Source organism: Coprococcus sp. AF99-45 (assembly GCF_027663865.1).
Classification (GTDB): Bacteria; Bacillota; Clostridia; order Lachnospirales; family Lachnospiraceae; genus Allocoprococcus; species Allocoprococcus comes.
In genome coordinates, this window is sequence record NZ_JAQDGZ010000002.1 from 37,329 (window position 1) to 57,839 (window position 20,511).

At 44.8% G+C, this 20,511-nt stretch carries 21 protein-coding genes; all 21 read right to left on the bottom strand.

Annotation, left to right across the window (positions count from 1 at the left end; genetic code table 11):
• Positions 1-65 precede the first annotated feature (65 nt).
• On the bottom strand, positions 66-1,334 hold the full coding sequence (locus PGR14_RS01890; RefSeq protein ID WP_008371747.1) for an L-cysteine desulfidase family protein: 1,269 nt from the start codon (positions 1,332-1,334) through the stop codon (positions 66-68).
• 272 nt (positions 1,335-1,606) lie between these two features.
• Positions 1,607-2,803, bottom strand: a complete 1,197-nt coding sequence (locus PGR14_RS01895) for a glycine C-acetyltransferase (protein ID WP_022220729.1) — start codon at positions 2,801-2,803, stop codon at positions 1,607-1,609.
• A gap of 26 nt (positions 2,804-2,829) precedes the next feature.
• The gene (gene tdh, locus PGR14_RS01900; RefSeq protein WP_022220730.1) at positions 2,830-3,882 is read right to left on the bottom strand and encodes an L-threonine 3-dehydrogenase; all 1,053 of its coding nucleotides are present in this window, start codon (positions 3,880-3,882) and stop codon (positions 2,830-2,832) included.
• Positions 3,883-4,152: 270 nt separating this feature from the next.
• Positions 4,153-5,535, bottom strand: a complete 1,383-nt coding sequence (locus PGR14_RS01905) for an MATE family efflux transporter (RefSeq protein ID WP_270222878.1) — start codon at positions 5,533-5,535, stop codon at positions 4,153-4,155.
• Positions 5,516-6,016, bottom strand: a complete 501-nt coding sequence (locus PGR14_RS01910) for a GNAT family N-acetyltransferase (RefSeq protein ID WP_008371757.1) — start codon at positions 6,014-6,016, stop codon at positions 5,516-5,518. Before PGR14_RS01910 ends, PGR14_RS01905 begins: the two co-directional genes overlap by 20 nt.
• Before the next feature lie 2 nt (positions 6,017-6,018).
• Entirely contained in the window at positions 6,019-6,690 is a 672-nt protein-coding gene (locus tag PGR14_RS01915) for an HAD family hydrolase (RefSeq protein ID WP_008371759.1), read from the bottom strand.
• Positions 6,691-6,916: 226 nt separating this feature from the next.
• Entirely contained in the window at positions 6,917-7,717 is an 801-nt protein-coding gene (locus PGR14_RS01920) for an SDR family NAD(P)-dependent oxidoreductase (protein ID WP_270222879.1), read from the bottom strand.
• Between the two features lie 274 nt (positions 7,718-7,991).
• Entirely contained in the window at positions 7,992-8,621 is a 630-nt protein-coding gene (locus tag PGR14_RS01925) for a precorrin-8X methylmutase (RefSeq protein ID WP_270222880.1), read from the bottom strand.
• The gene (locus tag PGR14_RS01930; RefSeq protein WP_270222881.1) at positions 8,618-9,019 is read right to left on the bottom strand and encodes a bifunctional adenosylcobinamide kinase/adenosylcobinamide-phosphate guanylyltransferase; all 402 of its coding nucleotides are present in this window, start codon (positions 9,017-9,019) and stop codon (positions 8,618-8,620) included. The genes PGR14_RS01925 and PGR14_RS01930 overlap by 4 nt, the downstream gene beginning before the upstream one ends.
• The gene (locus tag PGR14_RS01935) at positions 9,016-9,567 is read right to left on the bottom strand and encodes a bifunctional adenosylcobinamide kinase/adenosylcobinamide-phosphate guanylyltransferase (RefSeq protein ID WP_270222882.1); all 552 of its coding nucleotides are present in this window, start codon (positions 9,565-9,567) and stop codon (positions 9,016-9,018) included. Before PGR14_RS01935 ends, PGR14_RS01930 begins: the two co-directional genes overlap by 4 nt.
• Complete coding sequence (locus PGR14_RS01940) at positions 9,555-11,093, bottom strand: cobyric acid synthase (protein WP_270222883.1); 1,539 nt, start codon at positions 11,091-11,093, stop codon at positions 9,555-9,557. The genes PGR14_RS01935 and PGR14_RS01940 overlap by 13 nt, the downstream gene beginning before the upstream one ends.
• Position 11,094: 1 nt before the next feature.
• Positions 11,095-12,150, bottom strand: a complete 1,056-nt coding sequence (locus PGR14_RS01945) for a pyridoxal phosphate-dependent aminotransferase (protein WP_008371775.1) — start codon at positions 12,148-12,150, stop codon at positions 11,095-11,097.
• A gap of 15 nt (positions 12,151-12,165) precedes the next feature.
• Positions 12,166-13,128, bottom strand: coding sequence for an adenosylcobinamide-phosphate synthase CbiB (gene cbiB / locus PGR14_RS01950; protein ID WP_211133422.1), 963 nt, complete (start codon positions 13,126-13,128; stop codon positions 12,166-12,168).
• Complete coding sequence (locus PGR14_RS01955) at positions 13,125-13,730, bottom strand: histidine phosphatase family protein (RefSeq protein ID WP_173685197.1); 606 nt, start codon at positions 13,728-13,730, stop codon at positions 13,125-13,127. Before PGR14_RS01955 ends, cbiB begins: the two co-directional genes overlap by 4 nt.
• Positions 13,731-13,763: 33 nt before the next feature.
• Positions 13,764-14,540, bottom strand: a complete 777-nt coding sequence (locus PGR14_RS01960) for an adenosylcobinamide-GDP ribazoletransferase (RefSeq protein WP_270222884.1) — start codon at positions 14,538-14,540, stop codon at positions 13,764-13,766.
• Positions 14,537-15,610: a nicotinate-nucleotide--dimethylbenzimidazole phosphoribosyltransferase gene (cobT, locus tag PGR14_RS01965; protein WP_270222885.1), complete on the bottom strand. Its 1,074-nt coding sequence runs from the start codon at positions 15,608-15,610 to the stop codon at positions 14,537-14,539. Before cobT ends, PGR14_RS01960 begins: the two co-directional genes overlap by 4 nt.
• A 46-nt stretch (positions 15,611-15,656) precedes the next feature.
• Positions 15,657-17,039, bottom strand: coding sequence for a cobyrinate a,c-diamide synthase (locus tag PGR14_RS01970; RefSeq protein ID WP_173685200.1), 1,383 nt, complete (start codon positions 17,037-17,039; stop codon positions 15,657-15,659).
• Entirely contained in the window at positions 17,036-18,256 is a 1,221-nt protein-coding gene (gene cbiE, locus PGR14_RS01975; protein WP_227119670.1) for a precorrin-6y C5,15-methyltransferase (decarboxylating) subunit CbiE, read from the bottom strand. Before cbiE ends, PGR14_RS01970 begins: the two co-directional genes overlap by 4 nt.
• A gap of 2 nt (positions 18,257-18,258) precedes the next feature.
• Complete coding sequence (cobJ, locus tag PGR14_RS01980) at positions 18,259-18,993, bottom strand: precorrin-3B C(17)-methyltransferase (protein WP_055246588.1); 735 nt, start codon at positions 18,991-18,993, stop codon at positions 18,259-18,261.
• Position 18,994: 1 nt separating this feature from the next.
• Positions 18,995-19,771, bottom strand: a complete 777-nt coding sequence (gene cobM / locus PGR14_RS01985) for a precorrin-4 C(11)-methyltransferase (protein ID WP_008371787.1) — start codon at positions 19,769-19,771, stop codon at positions 18,995-18,997.
• On the bottom strand, positions 19,768-20,505 hold the full coding sequence (locus PGR14_RS01990) for a precorrin-2 C(20)-methyltransferase (protein WP_055246542.1): 738 nt from the start codon (positions 20,503-20,505) through the stop codon (positions 19,768-19,770). The genes cobM and PGR14_RS01990 overlap by 4 nt, the downstream gene beginning before the upstream one ends.
• Positions 20,506-20,511: the final 6 nt, after the last annotated feature.

The following is a 20,511-nucleotide window of genomic DNA, read 5'->3' on the forward strand; positions in this document are numbered from 1 at the left end:
TAGTCATATTTTTCTTAAGTCCGTTAAATGCAAGTGCCTCTTCTACCAGTTCTTTTCTCTTTTTCTTATCTTGTCATGATCTGGATGATCGTTTTATCCGTCTCACGCATTCCCTTCTTTGCAAGCTCTCCAATATTACGGATCGTGTTTTCTACACCTTTTTCTACAAGTCCGTCTCCGCCATAGAACTGCTTTCCATTTTTCTGCATCTGAAGTCCCAGAAGCCCTGCTTCTACAGCTGATGCGATTTTTGCCGCGCAGCTTGCCTTCGCTCCATCACACACAACACCTGAGTTAATGGCAACTGCATTTACAATTACATGAGAAATCTCATATGCACGTCCGCCATACAGATAACAGATTCCTGCACCTGCACCACATCCTGCACTGATCGCGCCACAATATGCAGACAGTCTTCCGATTCCTGTCTTCATATGGATTGTGATCAGATTTGACACAACCAGCGCGCGGAGCATCATCTCTTTTGAGACATTTAGCTCTTTTGCATAGACGATCACCGGAAGAGAAGTTGTCATTCCCTGGTTACCGCTTCCCGAATTGATGACAACCGGAAGTTCACATCCGTTCATTCTTGCATCCGATCCGGCCGCTGCCATCGCTTTCGCACGGTTATGTACACTGTTTCCATATGCTTCCATCAAAGTCTTTCCAATGGCAGCTCCCCAGTTTCCTGTCATGCCCTCTTCGGCAATTGCCCAGTTATAATCAATCTGTCTCTGCAGAACTTCCTCTACGTCTGCAACGTCTACGCAGTCTGCGAATTCAATGATCTTCTCCACAGTCAGAAGAGAACGGTCCGTCGCACAGCTGGATCCCTGCTCTTCATATGCTTTTTCTCTGATGATCTCATCATCTTTCTTTACACAGATCACATTGGTGTGAAAACCTGCGATCTCTACGTATCCGCTGTGTCCGCCTGCACATGCCTTGATCTGGATGTCGAAAATATATTCTTTATCGGATTCCCGGATTGTCATCGGCATGGTATCCAGCATCTTTTTCATTTCTACTTTCTGTTCCCCTGTGATCTCTTCCAGAATTTCCAGTTCTTTTTCCGGACATCCGGCTACAATCCCTGCACAGACTGCTGCACCGATTCCGCGAAGTCCTCCTGTGCACGGTACAACGACACTTTTTACATTCTTAATAATATTTGCACTGACATTTACTTCTACAGATTCCGGTTTTTCCCCAAGAGCCTGAACTGCAACTGCTGCCGCGTAAGCTACTGCAATCGGCTCTGTACATCCCATCGCCGGAAGCAACTCTTCCTTTAAAATTTCCACATATTCATTGTATATTTTTTGTTCCATCTTTTCTCTCCTCTGTCAGATGACACCCCATTCATCTTTTTATTGTTCCCTGTTTATTTTATAGTATTCCTGCCTTTCCCACAAGCTTTTCTCTCCATTTTTTCAGGGTTTACATAATTACCATGATTACATTCCAAAAATATTCTTTTATTTTTATTTAACGCCTCCGAAAATTTTCCTGTAACATTTTTTAGTCAAATTTCTCTGTTATATCATCACAAAATGCCGGGCAACATTTTGTACTGTCCGGCATTTTTCTATCCTGTAGCAATTTATTTTCCAATCTCTTCTCTAGTCTCTTTAAAACATTTGATAATGAAATCAATATCTTCTTTTGTATGGCTCGCGCATACCTGTGTGCGGATTCTTGCTTTTCCTTTCGGTACAACCGGATAAGAGAATGCAACCACATATACCCCTTTTTCCATCATTTTCTTTGCATATTCTCCGGCAAGTCTTTCATCATAAAGCATAACCGGTACACATGGATGGGTTCCTTCGATGATATCAAATCCATTTTCTACCAGCTGCTTGCGGTAGTATGCGGTTACTTCTTCCAGATGGTCACGAAGCTCGGTGCTTTCTTCCAGCATATTGAACATCTCAATACTTGCTCCTGCGATTGCCGGTGCAAGAGAGTTGGAGAACAGGTACGGACGACTTCTCTGACGAAGCAGATCGATGATCTCTTTTCTTCCGGATGTATATCCACCGGAAGCCCCACCGAGTGCTTTTCCTAGTGTTCCTGTAATGATATCCACTCTTCCTTCTACGCCACAGTATTCGGAAGTTCCTCTGCCGTGTGCTCCTACAAATCCAACTGCATGGCTGTCATCCACCATAACCAGTGCGTTGTATTTATCAGCAAGATCACAGACACCTTTTAAGTTACAGATGATTCCATCCATTGAAAATACACCGTCTGTAGCGATCAGTTTGACTCTTGCTCCTGCTGCATCTGCAGCCTGAAGCTGTGCTTCCAGATCTTCCATGTTGTTATTTTTATAGCGGTATCTTTTTGCCTTACAGAGACGAACTCCGTCAATGATGGAAGCATGGTTCAGTTCATCACTGATCACTGCATCCTCCGCAGTCAGGATTGTTTCAAAAAGTCCACCATTTGCATCAAAGCAGGAAGAATATAAAATCGTATCATCTGTTCCCAGAAATCCGGAAATCTTCTTTTCCAGTTTTTTGTGGATGTCCTGTGTTCCGCAGATAAATCTGACAGAAGCAACCCCATATCCTTTTTCATCATAAGTTCTCTTCGCTGCATCGATCAGTCTCTGATTGTCCCCAAGTCCAAGATAGTTATTGGCACACATATTAAGAAGCTCTCTTCCGTCTTCCATTACAACCTTTGCGCCCTGCGGAGATACGAACGGTGCTTCCCCTTTGAAAAGACCATCTGCTTTGATCTGTTCTACTTCTTTTGTATAAATACTTAAAATATCATTTTTTCTTGCCATTTTATTCTCTCCTTCTTCTGCTTTTCCTAATCGTTAATATGTGCCCAGTCAAGGATCACCTTTCCTGACTGTCCTGAGATCATTGCCTCAAATCCTTTTTCATAATCGCGGATATCAAAATGGTGTGTGATGATCGGTGAAATATCAAGTCCCGCCTGGATCATCGTAGACATCTTGTACCAGGTATCCCATACTTTTCTTCCATAAATTCCGCGGATATTCAGCCCATTGAAGATCACTGTCTCAAGATCTACGGTTGCATCCTGTCTCTGCAATCCGAGAAGTGCGATCTTTCCACCATGTTTCATGTTATGGATCATATCAGAAAGTCCCGGCTGGCTTCCGGACATCTCAAGTCCGATATCAAAGCCTTCTGTCATTCCGATCTCATGCATCACATCCGTCAGTTTTTCCTGTGTCAGATTAACGCATCTGGTCGCACCCATTTTTGCTGCCAGATCCAGACGGTACTGGTTCATATCCGTGATTACCACATGTCTTGCTCCTGCAAATTTTGCGATCGCCGCTGCCATGATCCCAATCGGTCCTGCACCTGTGATCAGCACATCTTCACCAAGCATGTCGTAAGATAATGCAGTATGGGTTGCATTTCCAAATGGATCAAAGATCGCATATAATTCTTCATCAATTGCCGGATTGCACGGCCATACATTTGAAGCGGGAATAACCAGATATTCTGCAAACGCACCGTTCCGGTTTACCCCAACACCTTTGGCATCTTTGCAGTTCTCTTTGTGCCCTTCCAGACAGTTTCTGCATTTTCCACAAGTGATATGTCCTTCACCGGATACCAGATCGCCCACCTTGAATCCCTGTACACCTGCACCGACTTCTACAACTTCCCCGACATATTCATGTCCTGCGGTCAGTCCGATCGGAATAGTATGCTGTGCCCATTCATTCCACTGGTAAATATGTACATCGGTACCACAGATTGCATTTTTATGGATCTTGATCTTTACGTCATTTGGTCCTACTTCCGGAATCTGTACTCTTTTCAGCCAGAGTCCCTGTTCCGGTTTTTCCTTTACTAACGCCCACATTTTATTATCATTCATCTTCATTACCTCCGCATGACACATATGTCCGTTTAACGCGGACTTTTTATTACTTTTGTTTTTCTATACTTAGGATACCCTATTTTTCTTCTCTTTTCAATCTATTTTCCGTGATGCACAAACATTTTACATGTTCATGTTTTTGTAGCGGATACAAGCACATGTGTCTTTCTATTGCAAGCACATTTATTATATATATACAAAAACAGACAGATAAATCTGTCTGTTTTTCACAATACCCTACTGTCGATTTTCACAATTTCGTTCTGTTTATAACAATCTTTTTTCTTTCTGATGTACCCTTTTTCTCACAAAATAGAAGCACACGACCTGAAGTACAATGGTAATGATCCATGACACCGGATAGGATACAAAAAGTACGGATAAAGATCTGTGGTTCGGAAAAATTCCAAATACCCACACAATTCTTGTTCCCACCGTTCCGATCACTGAAAGCACCATCGGGACTGCTGAATATCCCATTCCACGAAGCGCACCCGGAAACAAATCCATGATCCCACACAGGAAATAAGTGATCGATGTATACGCCAGGATTTCCATTCCGCAGTTGATAACCTTTGGATCTGAAGTATAAACTGTCAGAATCTGCGGTCCGAAGCAATAGGCAAGACCACCAAGCACTACCGCGATCGATATAGACAGAATCGCACAGTCACGCAGCACCTTATCCATTCGTTTCAGCTTACCCACACCATAATTCTGACTGGTAAAACTCATACATGCCTGAGTTATCGAATTCACTGACATATAAAGGAACCCAAGCATATTGTTCGCTGCTGTATAGCCTGCCATCGCAATCGATCCAAATGAATTAACCGAGGACTGCAACAGTGCATTGGACAAATTGATGACCGTACTCTGGATTCCCGCCGGAACTCCCACCTGGAAAATCTGTTCCATGTAGGCACCATTGATCTTCAGTTTGGAGAAACGAAGCTGATAACTTCCTTCCGACCGGTACAGACAGGTCAGTACCAGCACACAGGAAATCAGCTGTGAAATAATTGTTCCAATTGCAACCCCGGCAACTCCCATATGAAAAAGAATAACCAGTATCATGTTCAGCGCGGCATTTGCAATTCCAGAAATGATCAGGAAGATCAATGGCCTTTTTGTATCACCGATCGCCCTTAAAATAGCTGCCCCATAGTTATATAACATAAAAAATGGCATTCCCATAAAATAGATCCGCATATATAAGGCAGACTGCCCGATCACATCATCCGGCGTTCCCATAATTTCAAGTGCCCACTTTGCAAGAAGCACTCCGATAACTGCCATCATAATTCCACTGATCAGCGCAAGTGTGATCGAAGTATGTACTGTTTCCGACATCTCCCGGTCTTTGCCCGCTGCATAAAATCTGGCTGCAAGGACATTGGCACCAAGTGAAATCCCGATAAACAGGTTCGCAAACACATTAATCAGTGCTGTTGTGGAGCCGACTGCGGCAAGTGCCTGACTCCCGGAGAATCTTCCTACCACGATGATATCCACTGCATTAAACGCAAGCTGCAGAATTCCGGAAACCATAAGTGGCAGTGAAAAAGAGATCAGCTTGTCCATGATGGAGCCGTTGCACATATCAATTTCAAACTTATTTTTTTTCACATTATTCACCCAGCCCTTCATCAAATGTAAGTCTCATCTGATTCCAGACCACGTTTCCATGTACTGATTCTGAGACACCTTCATTTTTGAATCCAAACCTGGCATAATAAGATATCAGCCGGTCCTTGCAGGTAAGGACAAGTCCCTTTCTTCCCTGCTCTTTTGCATCTGTAATCGCTCTTTTGATCAATTCTCCTGCATATCCATGTTTCCGGTAAGACGGCAGCGTATTTACACCAAAAATCATCTGCCAGTCACCTTTTTCATCATGCATTTCCGCTTTTTCATACATTTCGTCTGTCAGATCTTCCTGATTCGTCACCATACCGTCCACGAAGGCGATCAACTTCTCTTCTTCAAACATCAGCCAGAAATGATCTTTATAAAAAGTAAGTCTCTTTTCAAATTCTTCTTCTGTTGCCGCTTCTGCTGCCGGGAAACACGCTGCCTCCACACGGGCAATTTCTTTCAGATCACTCAGATCTGCTGTTCTTATTCTCATCTTTACTCTCCCTCTTTTCCTAATATTTTCAGCATTTTTTCTACATTTTCGCTGGTCCATGCCGGAAATTCCAGTACCGCATCCGGGATATCCTGCCTTCCGGAATCCGGGTTGTGGAACCAGATACATTTCATACCGGCTGCTCTGGCAGCTCCTCCACCGTTAGTCGAATCCTCTACTACCAGACAGTCCTCCGGCTCCATTCCCAGTTTCTCTGCCGTTACAAGGAAAGTATCCGGTGCCGGTTTTGGATGCTCTACATAATCTCCACTCATGACCACTGTAAAATATTTCTCCATATCCAGAGACTTTAATGCATCTTTGATCGCATAAGCCGGAGAGGAAGACGCTACTGCAAGCAGATATCCTTCGTCTTTTAACTGCTTCAATGCTTCTTTGATTCCCGGCATCTCCGGAAATCCTTCTGCCTCTGTAATCTGCGCTTTTTTCTCTTTCATGAGCGCATTCATCTTATCCACATCATCAAAAACCGGTCCATAATTCTCATTGATCAAATCCATGAAGAATCCACGGGTAGAACCGATACACGGAAGGTAGACCTCATAGTCAAGATCAATTCCGTTCTTCTCTTTTAAAATTTCCTTCCAGCAACGATAGTGTAATGGTTCTGTGTTGATCAGAACACCGTCCATATCAAAAATAACTGCTTTCATATCTTTTTAGCCTCGATTAAATGATTTAAATTTTCTTTCCGTTCTTATTTTGAATGACGTTTTTAAAGATGTCAAGACGGAGAAGCTAAAAAGAATGTGCATCTCCGGCACGTAGTGCCTTTTATTTCATAGGAAGTTTCTTCGGAATTTCCTATGAAATGAAAAGAGAGCGACTGTACGATTCAAAAAACGCACAGGCACTCTCTTTGGCTTTTATGGATTTTTCTTAAGGTCTCTGTCCCATTCCACCTTCTAAGGTGATCGTCTCTCCGTTCATATATTTGAAATCCGGTGATGCAAGCTGTACGCATGCACGTCCGATTTCTTTTTCTACATCTCCGTAATGTCCAGCCGGCGGCATCTTTACATTTGCCTTGAATGCTTCCGGATAAGCTTTCTGGAAATTCTCAAGCTGTGCTGTCCATGCGAGCGGGCATACGATATTGACATTGATTCCATCTGGTCCCCACTCTGTTGCAGCTACTCTGGAAAGTCCACGGATCCCTTCTTTTGCCGCTGCATATGCGCACTGTCCGTAATTTCCGAAAAGTCCGGCACCTGAAGCAAAGTTGATAACAGATCCCTTTGTCTCTTTCAGGTACGGATAACATGCCTGCATATAATAGAATACCGCATATACGCCGGAATACATTGCCAGATTGAACTGGTCTGTTGTATGATCTGCGATCGTAACACCAGATGCGGATGCCTGTGCATTATTGATCAGGACATCAATTCTTCCGAATGTGTTAATTGCCTGCTTTACTACGTTCTGTACTGTTGCTTCATTATCAGCCCCCGCGCTGACATCAGCCTGTACAGGTAATACTTTGATACCATAGAGTCTCTCCAGTTCTTCTTTGGCATCTTCGAGTTTCTTTACATTACGCCCGGTAATTACCAGATTCGCTCCTTCTTTTGCGTAAGCTGTTGCAATTCCATATCCAATAGATCCGCAGCTTCCATCACTTAATACAGCTCTTCCGCCGCCTGTGATAATTGCAGTCTTTCCTGTTAAAAATCCCATAATCAATTTCTCCTTCCTGCTTTCCTTCAACTAGTATACGATTATAATAGCAGAGTACAGGTCAGAATTCAACACTGAATTGTGTCTATTTTCTGACAATATAGTTAATTTTTTGATTATCGCAAAGACAGTTAGAATGCAAAAACCTCATTAAATAAGGGTTGTTTATTATATAGATACCAGGGGCAAAAGGTCAGAACGCCGATGCAAAACGCACGTAGCAATCTGGTATCCAAGCGGGCAAAATACCTTTTGACCACAACATCTTATCTATCTACAACATATACAATAGTGCATTGCAGATACATGCAGCAATATTGCTGCCACCTTTTCTGCCTCTTGCCACGATATATGGTGTGGCTTTCAGTGAAAGGATTAACTCTTTAGACTGAACAACATTTACAAATCCTACAGGAACTCCGATGATGAGTTCTGGGGTTAATTTGCCATCCTGGATCAGTTCATAGAGTCTTACAAGGGCTGTCGGGGCATTTCCGATGGCAAAGATGATTTTTTTATCGAGGGTGGCTGCTTTTTCCATGCTTGCAACGGCACGCGTGATTCCGTTCCTTTTGGCAGTTTCTGCTACATCTTCATCGGACATGAAGCAAAGAACTTCGCTTCCGTATTCTGCAAGCTTCCGTTTGTTGATACCTGCTTTTCCCATCTGGGTATCGGTTACAATGACTGCACCATTTCGGATAGCATCCAGCGCTTTTTCTACTGCACCTTCTGAAAACATCAGGTTCTTGGCATAATCAAAATCTGCGCTTGTATGGATACAGCGTTTGACGATCGGTTCTGTTCCGGGGATCAGATGCGTATCACCCAGTTCTTCTGTTATGATCTCAAAACTGCGTTTTTCTATTTCTGCGGGTTTTACATTTTCCAGTTCTATCTTCACTTGATATTTCCTCCTTTGATCGTCACACCGATCCCGCATACTACCCGGTCTACCTGATCTGAATTTGCCGCAAGTACGGTGCAGATTCTTCCGGTCAGTTCCCTGTATCTGCGATCAAATGCGTCTACCGGAACCAGACCATAGCCGATCTCCTGTGTCACAATTACAATATCCGGACACTTTTTTGTTAGTTTCGATGCGAAATCAATTGCTTCTTTTTCCGACCAGTTTTCTTTTTTTATCATGCTCTGGATATATTTTTCAAAATGAAAGACTCCTTCTGCCTCAAAAATATTATCTCCTTCACATAGTTTCCCATCCGTCCAATGAATGTATGGGTTCTGCTTTTTTGCATACGCAAGCTTCCCCTGATATGCACCGCCGATTATCATTTTCATTTTTTTATATCTTTCCTTTCAACCGGAATTCCGTACACAACTTCTGTCACCAGATCTGCCATCTCTCCCATCCGAAGATTTAGCTTTCCGAGAAGCTTCAGATATTCTTCCATCTCCGGATTATCTGTCATGCTGTCTGAAAATACTTCATTTGTAACAACTACCAGATCATCACTGACCTTCTGCAGCTTATGGATCCCCGCCAGAATGGACTCTTCTGCATTTTCACCTGCTCCTGACGGATCGTACATTTCATTTGCCACAAGATTGGACATACATTCCAGGAGAACACTTCCTGTCTCTTTTGTCTGCAGGATTTCTGCAGCTTTTTTAAGATCCGTATAGCATTCGATCGTTTCAAACCCTTTGCCTGCACGAAGCCTTCTGTGACGTGCAATTTTATCTTCCGTTTCCTTCCCGAAAGGCATCATAGTTGCTATATAGTAGCGTTTTTTGTTTCTTTTTGAATGGCTGGCATATTCCATAAGCTTCTGCTCTGCATATTCGGATTTACCGCTTCCACTGCCACCTGTGATCAGATGAAACATTCTGCTGCATTTCCCTTCTCGATAATCTCATATATTTTCTTCATATCCATATTCTCACGAACTGCATTTGCAAGAATCTGATACTGCTTCTCTTTGTAAGCATGGTAGTCCATGGAGTGCATGGCTTCCTCGCCGTATCCTTTTTCTTCCAGAAGTGCCCCGATCAGTGCATCCGCTACTTCCCGGTCATCAAAAATCCCATGTACATAGCAGCCGTACACATTCTTCTTCTGCGCTCCATCCCACCGGCTCTCACCTGTCACCTGATCACAGATCTGTACCATCATCTTATGATCTGCAGCATCTTTATCAGAAAAAATAGTTTCCCCCATATGGATCTCATATCCATCCAGCTTTGCACCGGACATTGCTTTTAAGATTCCGGTAACTTCTCCGAACCTTCCGGTAACACGGGTTCTTCTCTTGGTATTTTCAAATACAGTAACTGCAGGAAGCAGTCCCATTGCTTTTATGGTTCCACCACGTTCTACCCCTTCCGGATCACAGATCTCTTCTCCAAGCATCTGGTAACCGCCACAGATACCAAATACCGGTTTCCCTGATGAGGCATGGCGCAGCACTTTCCCTTCCAGTCCGCTCTGACGAAGCCACAACAGGTCTTCCATCGTATTTTTACTTCCCGGCAGAATTACCAGATCTGGATTCCCGAAATCTCCTGCCTTTGACACATACCGAAGCGAAACTTCTTCCCTGCATTCCAGTACCGCAAAATCTGTGAAATTGGAAATACGCGGCAGACGGATCACTGCAATATCCAGAAGTGCCGCCTTTTCTTTCCGCTCAAACCTTTCTGACAGACTATCCTCATCATCAATATCCGCATAAATATATGGCATCACGCCACATACCGGTATCTTTGTCCGCTCCTCCAGCATCCTGATACCTGGCTCCAGAATTTTCACATCCCCGCGGAACTTATTGATCACCGTACCTTTGATCCTTGCCCGCTCTTTTTCTTCCAACAGCATAACCGTCCCGACGATCTGCGCAAACACACCACCACGGTCAATGTCTCCGGCAAGAAGAACCGGTGCATCCACCAGCTCAGCAAGTCCCATGTTGACAATATCATTCTGCTTAAGGTTTATTTCTGCCGGACTTCCCGCGCCTTCAATGACGATCACATCATACTTTTCTTCCAGTTTATGATAAGCTTCTAAAATAGCCGGAATATATTCTTTCTTTTTACGGAAATATTCCATCGCCGGCATGACTCCCGCAACTTCTCCGTTTACAATTACCTGACTTCCTACATCGGAGGTCGGTTTTAAAAGAATCGGGTTCATATAAACTTCCGGCCGGATCATGGCAGCTTCTGCCTGCATGACCTGTGCGCGTCCCATTTCCAGACCATCTGCCGTGATAAAAGAATTGAGTGCCATGTTCTGTGACTTAAATGGTGCAACCTTGATTCCATCTTCCTTTAAAACACGACAGAGCCCTCCCGCAAGAAGGCTCTTTCCGACATTTGACATGGTTCCCTGAATCATAATCGACTTTGCCATATTAAAATTCTCCCTGACCTGCATAGAGAATTTCTCCCAGCGCATCGATCAGTTTCTGGTTGTCTCCTCTCTGCCGCATACAAACACGATAATATCCTTCTCCGAGACCTTTGTAATTGCTGCAATCCCGGACCAGAATCTTCTGTTTTTTCAGTTTCTCATATAAATTTATACCACTTCGCATCAGAATGAAATTGGCATCTGACGGATAATGGGTAATTCCAAGCTTGTCTAATTCATTTTCCATCCAGATTCTTTCACGGTTCGTAAAATCACAGGTCCGTTTCACACGCATCCGCTCTTTTAAAGATGCCATGCCTGCCGCCTGTGCCGGTATCGATACGCTCCATGGCTGTCTGGACTGTTCCATCTTCTCCAGAAATTCCATATCCGAAGTAACGGCATACCCGATACGGATTCCCGGAATCGCGTGCATCTTAGTCAGTGAACGGAGGATAAATAACGTTCTCCATCTCTTAGTATCTGCAAGAATGGATGCCGTAGCTGCATTTTCCGCGAAATCAATAAAACATTCATCCAACACCATCCGGATTCCGTAAGTCTCGCATCTTGCAAGAATCTTCCAAAGCATACTCCGGTCGATCAGCTTTCCGGTCGGATTATCCGGTGAACACAAAAATACCATATCAATATCTTCATTCAGAAGATCCAGAAAATCTTCTTCCAGTTGAAAACCAGTCGCTTCTCTTTTCTTATAATAACAGATCTCGCACCCGGTCGCACGCAGTGCCTGTTCATATTCTGCAAATGCAGGAACCGGTATCAGCGCTTTCCTTGGGCAGTCCGCAAGCACTGCCGTAAAAATCAGATCTGCCGCCCCATTTCCACAGATAATATGCTCAGCCGGAACTTCCAGTCTTTTCGCCAGAGCACTTTTCAGTTTCCTGCAGCTGGCATCCGGATAATTTCCAATCTGGTCTATTGACTTTCTTGCCGCTTCCACTACAGCTCTTCCAGGTCCGAACGGATTCAGATTCACAGAAAAATCTGTCATTCCTTTGTGTGTATAAATATCTCCACCATGTACATATTCCATAACCTTTTATTCCCCTTACATCAGTATCATACAATATTTCAGTAATCCAAAGACAAGAAGTGTCAGAAGTGCTGTTCCGTCCATCAGATTACCGGCTCTTAAAATATCTTCCGGCTCGATAGGACGCACATCATCTCCGATTGTCTCTTTCGGATATAATTTTCCAAAATAATAGGCATCTCCTGCAAGCTGCACCTGAAGTGCACCTGCACATACCGCTTCTGTCTGCGCGGAATTCGGGCTGGCATGCTTTCGCCTGTCTCTTTTCCAGACTGCCCACGCCCTTTTATAATCCATCCGGAAGATCCATGCACTTGCGATCATCAAAAGTGCTGATATCCTGGACGGAATATAATTCCATACATCATCCATTTTAGCCGCAAACCGACCAAAATGTAAATACTTTTCATTCTTATATCCTACCATAGAATCCATTGTATTAACAGCCTTATAAAAAAATCCAAGTGGTGCCCCACCGATCAGCATAAAAATGAGCGGTGCGATCACTCCGTCCGATGTATTTTCGGCTACTGTTTCTACCGCTGCCTTTGTCACCCCGGCCTCAGAAAGATTTCCGGTATCTCTCCCCACGATCATCGATACCGCATGTCTTGCCCCCTCCAGATTGTGGTTTACGAGCCGTACATAAACCTTCCTGCTTTCATCTTTCAGGCATTTTCCGGCAAGAAGCTGATAACACCAGAAAGTTTCCAGTGCAAATTGAAGCCAGAAGCTGACCTTTCCGGCAAGATACAAAAGTCCCCACGGAATTCCGACCGATGCGATCACCACACCAAACCATAAAACACATCCTGCGATTCTTTCTTTTTTCTCATCATTTTTACAAAATACGCGCAGCCACTTTTCCAGTATCGAAATCCAGTTTCCAATGATCCGTACCGGGTGGTAAAGCCATACCGGATCCCCGAAAATCGCATCCAGCGCCATTCCTGCTATACATGCCATCAAAGAACTCATATTTCCTCAATCTCCTCAAACTGTCTCTTTCCCTGCTGCCATTTTTCTTCCTCAATTTGAAAATGAAAACCTTTTCCGTTTTTCACCTGCCAGTGATAAAATTCTTTCTTTTCCGGATCAAATGCTTCCATCACCGACATGATCGTCCCCCCATGAACCACAAAGGCAATCTTCTTTCTTTTTCCCTTTATCATCTTTTCCATCATCTGTTCAAATCCGCAGACACACCGTTTCCGGAACTCCATCGGATCTTCTCCTCCCGGAAATGCCTTTGTACCTCCAGAATCAATCCAGCTCTGATACTTTGGATTCCCAGTCAGCTCCTGATAATTCTTCCCCTCAAAAAGACCAAAATCACATTCCCGCATCTGCTCACAGACAACCTGCTCTGCTCCCGGAAAAAGAATCTCTGCCGTCTGCCTGCACCTCCTGAGCGGACTGACAATCACAAGCTCCGGCTTCCACTCCTCACGTCCATTTTCTTCTTTTTTCAGAGTATGCTCCAGAACGCACTCTGCTTTTATTTCTTCATCTGTCACCCCAATATACCGCTTCTCCAAATTCCCTTCCGTCGCAAAATGCCGAATCAGCCTGATTTCCATCTTCTATACATCTCCTCTTCCTTTCCCTGCTTTTCATTTGATTCCCTGCACAATCAATCCCCCAACTAATAATGCCAGCTCACAAATCTGCAGAAAGTATCCCGCCAGATCCCCGGTAACGCCTCCAAACTGTTTCCTGCTCATCCGGTAATAATATCCAAATACTACTCCTGCAATTATAAGAAGTACCGCCATACCAACCGGCGAACAGAAATACAAATATACTGCCGCCAGGATCAGGTATACGATCATTGTGATCCTTACTGCCTTTTTCTGTGCTCCATCCTGGAAAGTCTTTACAAGACCGCTTCCTCTTGCTGCCGGAAATGTCACTACAGCAATCCCACTGAGTGCTCTTGAAATTACATATCCTGCTGCTACTACCGGAAGCATCTCCGTCCGGATTTCACTCCATACACCAAGGCTTACGGTAAAATAACAGCAGATTCCGATGACCGCAAAAGCACCGTTATGCGAATCTTTCAGGATTTCCAGTTTCTTTTCTTTATCTCCCCAGGATCCAAGTGCATCCATCGTATCCATAAATCCATCCAGATGGATCCCTCCACTTACAAAAACCGGTATCAATGTCATAACCGCAGCAAACATCAGTCTTCCACTGTTTACTTTCGGAAAAATATTTCCATCAAGAAACATTCCTGCCAGATAAATGAGTACTCCGGTCACAACACCGATCAGCGGAAAGAAACACATCGTATATTTCATATTTTCCTTGTTCCACTCAATGCGCGGCATCGGTATTTTTGAATACATAGAAAACGCAACGATCATCGGTTCTAAAAATTTCATCTTTCGTCCTTCCCATCCAGTACTTCATACTGCTCTACGTGAATATCATCAAAAGTTCCCATTTTACGGTACACCTGAAGTCCCATCTCAAGAAGCGGCATCGCTGCCACTGCTCCTGTTCCTTCCCCCAGACACATGCCACATGTAAGAAATGGTTTTTTTTCTAAAGCATCTAAAATCTTTCTTGACGCAGGTTCATCAGACAAATGGGATGGTAAAATATATCCTGCACATTCCGGAACCAGCCGTACTGCCACAAGTGCAGCCACTGCAGAAATAAAGCCATCTATCAGCACCGGAATCCGGTAGATCGCCCCACCGAGATATACACCTGCAAGTCCTGCTATGTCAAGTCCTCCAACATTAGAAAGTACATCGATCGCATCTGTTTTATCCGGCTGCATCCGCTCAACCGCTTCCCGGATGACCTGTACCTTCTTTTGCAGACCTTTTTTCGTCAGACCTGCCCCCTTTCCTGTCATGACCTTCGGATCCTCTCCGAGCAATACAGAGGCAACCGCACTGCTGGTCGTTGTATTTCCAATTCCCATTTCACCTGTCGCAAGAATTTCGTATCCCGCTTCGGCACACTTCTTTACCATCTGAATCCCAACTTCTATCGCCGCAACTGCCTCTTCTCTTGTCATCGCCGCTTCTTTTGCAAAATTGTGTGTGCCATACATCACTTTGTATTCTTTCTTTGTCACAGACGGCACATCTGTTGCCATTCCTACATCCACCGGGAAAAGATCTACCTTTGCCTCTTCTGCCATGATGCAGACGCTTGTCTCTCCTCTTGTAAAGTTATCCGCCACGATTGCCGTTACTTCCTGTCCGGTCTGTGTCACGCCTTCTTCTACCACACCGTTGTCCGCGCACATAATGATCAGCCCGCGCTTTCGCAGTTCAAAATCTGAAGTCCCCTTAATCCCGGCAATCTGGATCACCGCATCCTCCAGACTTCCCAGACTAAACAGCGGCTTCCCTACCGTCATCCAGTGCGCCCGCGCCTCTTCCATTGCATTTTCATCAAGTGGTTTTATTTTCTCTTTCCATCTGGTCTCTTCCATCTGTAAGTCTAATCTCCTGTCTTTTCGATTTGTCTTTGTCAGCTTTTTACTTGCTTCTGTAGGTTCTACACGCTTCTACAAAGCGTTTGGCCACTTTGGGGTTGGAATAAAAGTATAAATGCGGAAATCCCGCAAACAGATTCCCCTTCATATGAACAGCCTGCCATTTTCTCACACCATCCGGCTTTACGGCAAGTGTATCCTCTCCGTTTTCCGTAGAATCCCAATAATGGAACTCATGCGCCCGGATCTTCTCTCCCTTTTTCATATACACTCCGTTCATTTCCGCAGTCAGCTCAATGTATCCGAATCTGGTAAGTCGCCCTTTTTTGATCCCTTTTCCCGGAAGTACCCCCACCATCGGATAGTGCTTTCCATCTTCCCCTTCCAGCTCTTCTGCCAAATATAGAAATCCTCCACATTCCGCAATACATGGAATTCCATTTTCAATCTGCTTTCTTACATCTTTTCGCATAGCTCTGTTTTCTGCCAGATGTTTCGCACAAAGTTCCGGATATCCACCACCAAATAAAAGTCCGTCTAAATGTTCCGGAAGCCTTGTATCCTCCAAAGGACTAAACGGAATGATCTCACATCCAAGCTCTTTTAAAAGCTCCATATTATCCTTGTAATAGAAACAAAAGGCCAAGTCACGCGCTACGCCGATACGCACTTTTCGTCCGGCTGCTTCCTGTTTTGCCTTCACCGGATGATACTCCATTTCTTTTGCTTCCCAGGCAATTTTCAGCACCGATTCCATATCAAGTGTCTCTGTCAGAATCTCTGCTGCCCGGTCAATCTGTTTTCCCAGGTTCCCTATTTCCTCCGGAAGCATCAGTCCCAGATGCCGACTCTCCAGATGAAAAGCATCCTCCTCCGGCACATAACCAACCACCTGAACCTGGAATCCCATTGTCTGCAATCCTTCTTCGATCATCTTCTTCATCTTCGGATACAGCATCGGGGAAATCCGGTTCAGAATGATTCCCCGGATATTACTGTCATTCCGGTATTCAATCATTCCCTTCAATACTGCCAGGATTGTCGATGCCATACCTCTTGCCGGAACAACCAGGATTACCGGAAGTCCCAGGGTTCTCGCAACGTCATAAGTACTTGCCTCATCCGAATCCAGACTGATCCCGTCATAGTACCCCATCACACCTTCTGTCACCACAAGCTCCGCGCCTTCCGCATGATGCATAAACCGCTCTTTCAAGCGCTCCCGGTCACAAAAATACAGATCCAGGTTCTCGGAATCAATTCCCAGCACCTCCCGGTGAAACATAGGATCAATATAATCCGGTCCGCATTTGCAGGCGCGTACCTTCTTTCCGGCATTTTTAAATGCTTTCATCATTGCCATTGTCACCGCTGTCTTTCCACTCCCACTGGCAGATGCCGCGATTACAATTCCGGGAATTTTCATTCTGTATCTCCTCCGTCTGAAATAATATAAATCGGATTTAACCCGGTCATCATGTGATATCTTCCAAGTTTCTTTGACTTTGCCACATTCAGTTGTATGATTTCCGGATCTGCAAGCAGTCCTTCCTCCATCGCCTCCATCGCTTCCTTCACGGTTTCCAGCGAAATTGCATTGATCACGATACGGACGTCCGGATTTTTTTTCTTTATGCACTGAATAATTTCTTTTAACTGTCCTGTACTGCCTCCGATAAAAGCATGGGTCGGCATTTCCAGTGCTTCCAGTGCTTCCGGTGCAACTCCTTCTATAACCTGAATCTGGTCTGCCCGGAATTTCTGCATATTCTTCCTAATCAGTTCTGCACCCTCCGGATTCTTCTCTATTGCATAAACGCGGAGATTCTCTCCCTGAAGAGCAGCCTCTATAGACACTGAACCGGTTCCGGCCCCCACATCATATATTACTGCATTCTTTGTAAGCTTCAATTTTGCAATGCTGACTGTCCGCACTTCCTCCTTCGTCATCGGAACACTTCCACGGATCAGCTCCTCATCTGCAAGATGAATTCCTGTTCTCTTTTCCGGCTTTGGATTCTCGATCAGAATAGTGGTAAGATCACCAAAATCTTCTGCCTGAAGCTTGTTTCCTTTTTTGATCACAATCTCTTCATCCGGATAAGACAAATGATTTCCAACCGAAACGGTTACTTGTTCCAGATGGTAATATTTCAGTTTTTCGCAGATCTCTTTTCCCGCACTTTTCCCAAGGATCAGAAATGTCTTTTCATGGTTTGCAACTACATGGATAAAATTCTGACTTCTTCCATGCATGCTGAGAATTTTCGCATCCTCCCAGCTTTTTCCAAGCTTTGCCGCAAGATAGATTACAGATGAAATCCCCGGAAAAATCTGTACTTCATATCCGTCTTTTTTCAGAATATCCGCCAGCTTTTTTGCCCCGCTGTAAAATCCGGTATCCCCGGAAAACAGCACCGTACATCTGGTCTTTTCCTCCTGCTCATCCAGGATTGCTCTGATTTTTTCCGGTAGATACTCTGCATAGCAGCATTTCTTTTTTTCCCGGAATCCTTCCAGCATCCGCGTAGCTCCGATCAGCACATCACTTTCCTCAATGATCTTTCTGACCTCTTCCGTAAGCGTTCCTTTGCTTCCCATCCCGATCCCGGCAAGATTTACCTGGCATTTTCGGTTTTCCACAGTTATTCCTCCAATCGATAGCCTCTCGGTGTCACCATTTTCCCATCCACATTTCTCGTCTGGCTGTTGCCGATATAGACGGTTGTAAACATATCGACCTCCGTATCCTTCAGCTCAGAAAGTGTCAGAATATGTGCATCTTCGCCTTCACGTCCGATGTTCCGCACATAACCGCAGACTGTATCCGGGTTCTGGTACTCCAGGATATACTCGCATGCCTTTTTCAGGTAATCTGCCCGTTTCCGGCTGGACGGATTATACAGACAGATCACAAAATCCGCCATCGCAGCTCCGCGGATCCTCTTTTCAATCTTCTCCCACGGTGTCAGAAGATCACTCAGACTGATCACTGCAAAATCATGCATCAGAGGTGCACCAAGAACTGCCGCACCGCCATTTGCCGCCGTGATCCCCGGCACAACCTCCAGCTCCACCTCCGGGTAGCCCTGTCCCATCTCATAGAGCAGACCTGCCATTCCGTAAATTCCGGCATCCCCACTGCATACCATAGCTACCGTACTTCCTTTCATCGCCTCATCCATTGCCATCTCACAGCGGATCACTTCCTGCCGCATTGGTGTGGAAAGGTACTTTTTATCCGGAAACCTTTCCCGTATCAGTCCCGTATATACGGTATACCCGATAATAACCTCACTTTTTTCCAGTGCCGTGGACGCCTGGTATGTCATTTCTTTCTCAGCACCCGGTCCAAGACCGATTACATAGACTTTTCCAATTTTACACATTTCCTGCACCTTCTTTTCCTTTGCCCTGCCTGAACTCTGTTGTAAACTCCGGATGATATAAAAGTGACCGTTCATACTCTCCGCCAAGCACCTCACCAACCACGATCAGTGCTGTCTTTGTAATTCCATTCTCCTTTGCTGTCACCGCAAGATCTTTCACTTTACATCTGCACACCTTTTCATCCTCCCAGGTTGCCTTATAGACGATTGCTGCCGGAGTCTCCGGCTGATAACCGCCTTCGATCAGACGCTTCGACAATTCTTCCAGCATCCCGGTACTTAAAAAGATTACCATCGTTGCCTGGTGCGCAGCGAAGCTTTCAATGGATTCTTTTTCCGGAACCGGTGTTCTTCCTGCCATCCGTGTGATCACCACAGACTGTGAAATCCCAGGAAGAGTATATTCTGCATTCAGTGCAGATGCCGCTCCGCAAAAGGAGCTGACTCCCGGGCACACTTTATAAGAAATATTCTCCTTTTCCAGCAGATCCATCTGCTCTTTGATCGCACCATACAGACACGGATCACCCGTATGCAGCCGGACAACTTTTTTCTCCTGCTTCTCTCCGGAAATCATCACTTCCATCACTTCTTCCAGCGTCATCTTCGCACTGTTGTAGATCTGACAGTCCTTCTGACAATTCTTAAGAAGCTCCGGATTTACCAGTGAACCGGCATATACCACTATATCTGCTTCCTTCAAAAGCTTCTGCCCCCGTACTGTGATCAGATCCACAGCACCACTTCCTGCTCCAACAAAATGAATCATTTTTCTTTCTCCTTTGCTATTACAATCGAAAAATATCCCGCATCTTCCGGTATTTCTTCTGTGCATTTGTAAATTTTTTCTCCATCCATTCCGCAGTTCATTACCATTTTCGCCTGCTGTCCTTCCTCTTTCAGAACAGCTTTGACCTGCGCCATTTTTTTCCCGGTCTTCATAAGAACCTTCGTCCCCGGAAGCTTCAACTTTTCTTCAATTCCATAGGACACCGGAAGAACATGCAGCTCGTGCCGGTTCTCCACAAGCGAGATCTCCAGCCTTGCTGCCGCAGCACAAAAAGACGGAATCCCGGAAAAAATCTCCCCCTGATATCCCATCTTTTTCAGTCTTTTATAAATATAAATTCCTGTCGAATACACGGTCGGATCTCCAATCGTCAGAAAAACAAGATTCTTTCCTTTCTCCAGAAGCTCTGACGCCTTTCTTGCACCTGCATCGTGTATCTCTTTCAGTAGCTTTTTTCCCTTGATCATTGGCATGGGAAGATACAGCCGCAGCTTCTTTTTCGTCTCCGGCTCTGCCTCACACGCAATCCGATATGCCAGACATTCTTTTGCAAATGTCTCTTCTTCCCCCTCTTCCAGTTCCGGTTTCTTTAACTCCGGACTGCCAATTGGAAGTACCAATACCTGACACGCCTTAATCGCACGAATTGTCTTTATCGTCATCAGTTCCGGATCTCCCGGACCTACACCCGCAAGGTCAAATCTTCCTGCCATTTTTTG

Excerpts from the sequence above, each read along its gene's own strand:
- cbiB (WP_211133422.1), bottom strand. The coding sequence starts at position 13,128 with ATGAGTTCTTTGATGGCATGTATAGCAGGAATGGCGCTGGATGCGATT.
- PGR14_RS01955 (WP_173685197.1), bottom strand. The coding sequence starts at position 13,730 with ATGGAAATCAGGCTGATTCGGCATTTTGCGACGGAAGGGAATTTGGAG.
- PGR14_RS01920 (WP_270222879.1), bottom strand. The coding sequence starts at position 7,717 with ATGGGATTTTTAACAGGAAAGACTGCAATTATCACAGGCGGCGGAAGA.
- cobT (WP_270222885.1), bottom strand. The coding sequence starts at position 15,610 with ATGGAAGAGACCAGATGGAAAGAGAAAATAAAACCACTTGATGAAAAT.
- PGR14_RS01905 (WP_270222878.1), bottom strand. The coding sequence starts at position 5,535 with ATGAAGGGCTGGGTGAATAATGTGAAAAAAAATAAGTTTGAAATTGAT.
- PGR14_RS01915 (WP_008371759.1), bottom strand. The coding sequence starts at position 6,690 with ATGAAAGCAGTTATTTTTGATATGGACGGTGTTCTGATCAACACAGAA.
- PGR14_RS01990 (WP_055246542.1), bottom strand. The coding sequence starts at position 20,505 with ATGGCAGGAAGATTTGACCTTGCGGGTGTAGGTCCGGGAGATCCGGAA.
- PGR14_RS01970 (WP_173685200.1), bottom strand. The coding sequence starts at position 17,039 with ATGAAAATTCCCGGAATTGTAATCGCGGCATCTGCCAGTGGGAGTGGA.
- PGR14_RS01940 (WP_270222883.1), bottom strand. The coding sequence starts at position 11,093 with ATGGCAAAGTCGATTATGATTCAGGGAACCATGTCAAATGTCGGAAAG.
- PGR14_RS01935 (WP_270222882.1), bottom strand. The coding sequence starts at position 9,567 with ATGTTTCATCTGATCACAGGTGGCAGTGGAAGCGGTAAATCCGAATAT.
- PGR14_RS01945 (WP_008371775.1), bottom strand. The coding sequence starts at position 12,150 with ATGGAATATGTACATGGTGGAGATATTTATACACACAAAGGAATGACA.
- PGR14_RS01930 (WP_270222881.1), bottom strand. The coding sequence starts at position 9,019 with ATGAAAATGATAATCGGCGGTGCATATCAGGGGAAGCTTGCGTATGCA.
- PGR14_RS01960 (WP_270222884.1), bottom strand. The coding sequence starts at position 14,540 with ATGAAATTTTTAGAACCGATGATCGTTGCGTTTTCTATGTATTCAAAA.
- PGR14_RS01910 (WP_008371757.1), bottom strand. The coding sequence starts at position 6,016 with ATGAGAATAAGAACAGCAGATCTGAGTGATCTGAAAGAAATTGCCCGT.
- cobM (WP_008371787.1), bottom strand. The coding sequence starts at position 19,771 with ATGATTCATTTTGTTGGAGCAGGAAGTGGTGCTGTGGATCTGATCACA.
- PGR14_RS01895 (WP_022220729.1), bottom strand. The coding sequence starts at position 2,803 with ATGGCAAGAAAAAATGATATTTTAAGTATTTATACAAAAGAAGTAGAA.
- tdh (WP_022220730.1), bottom strand. The coding sequence starts at position 3,882 with ATGAATGATAATAAAATGTGGGCGTTAGTAAAGGAAAAACCGGAACAG.
- PGR14_RS01890 (WP_008371747.1), bottom strand. The coding sequence starts at position 1,334 with ATGGAACAAAAAATATACAATGAATATGTGGAAATTTTAAAGGAAGAG.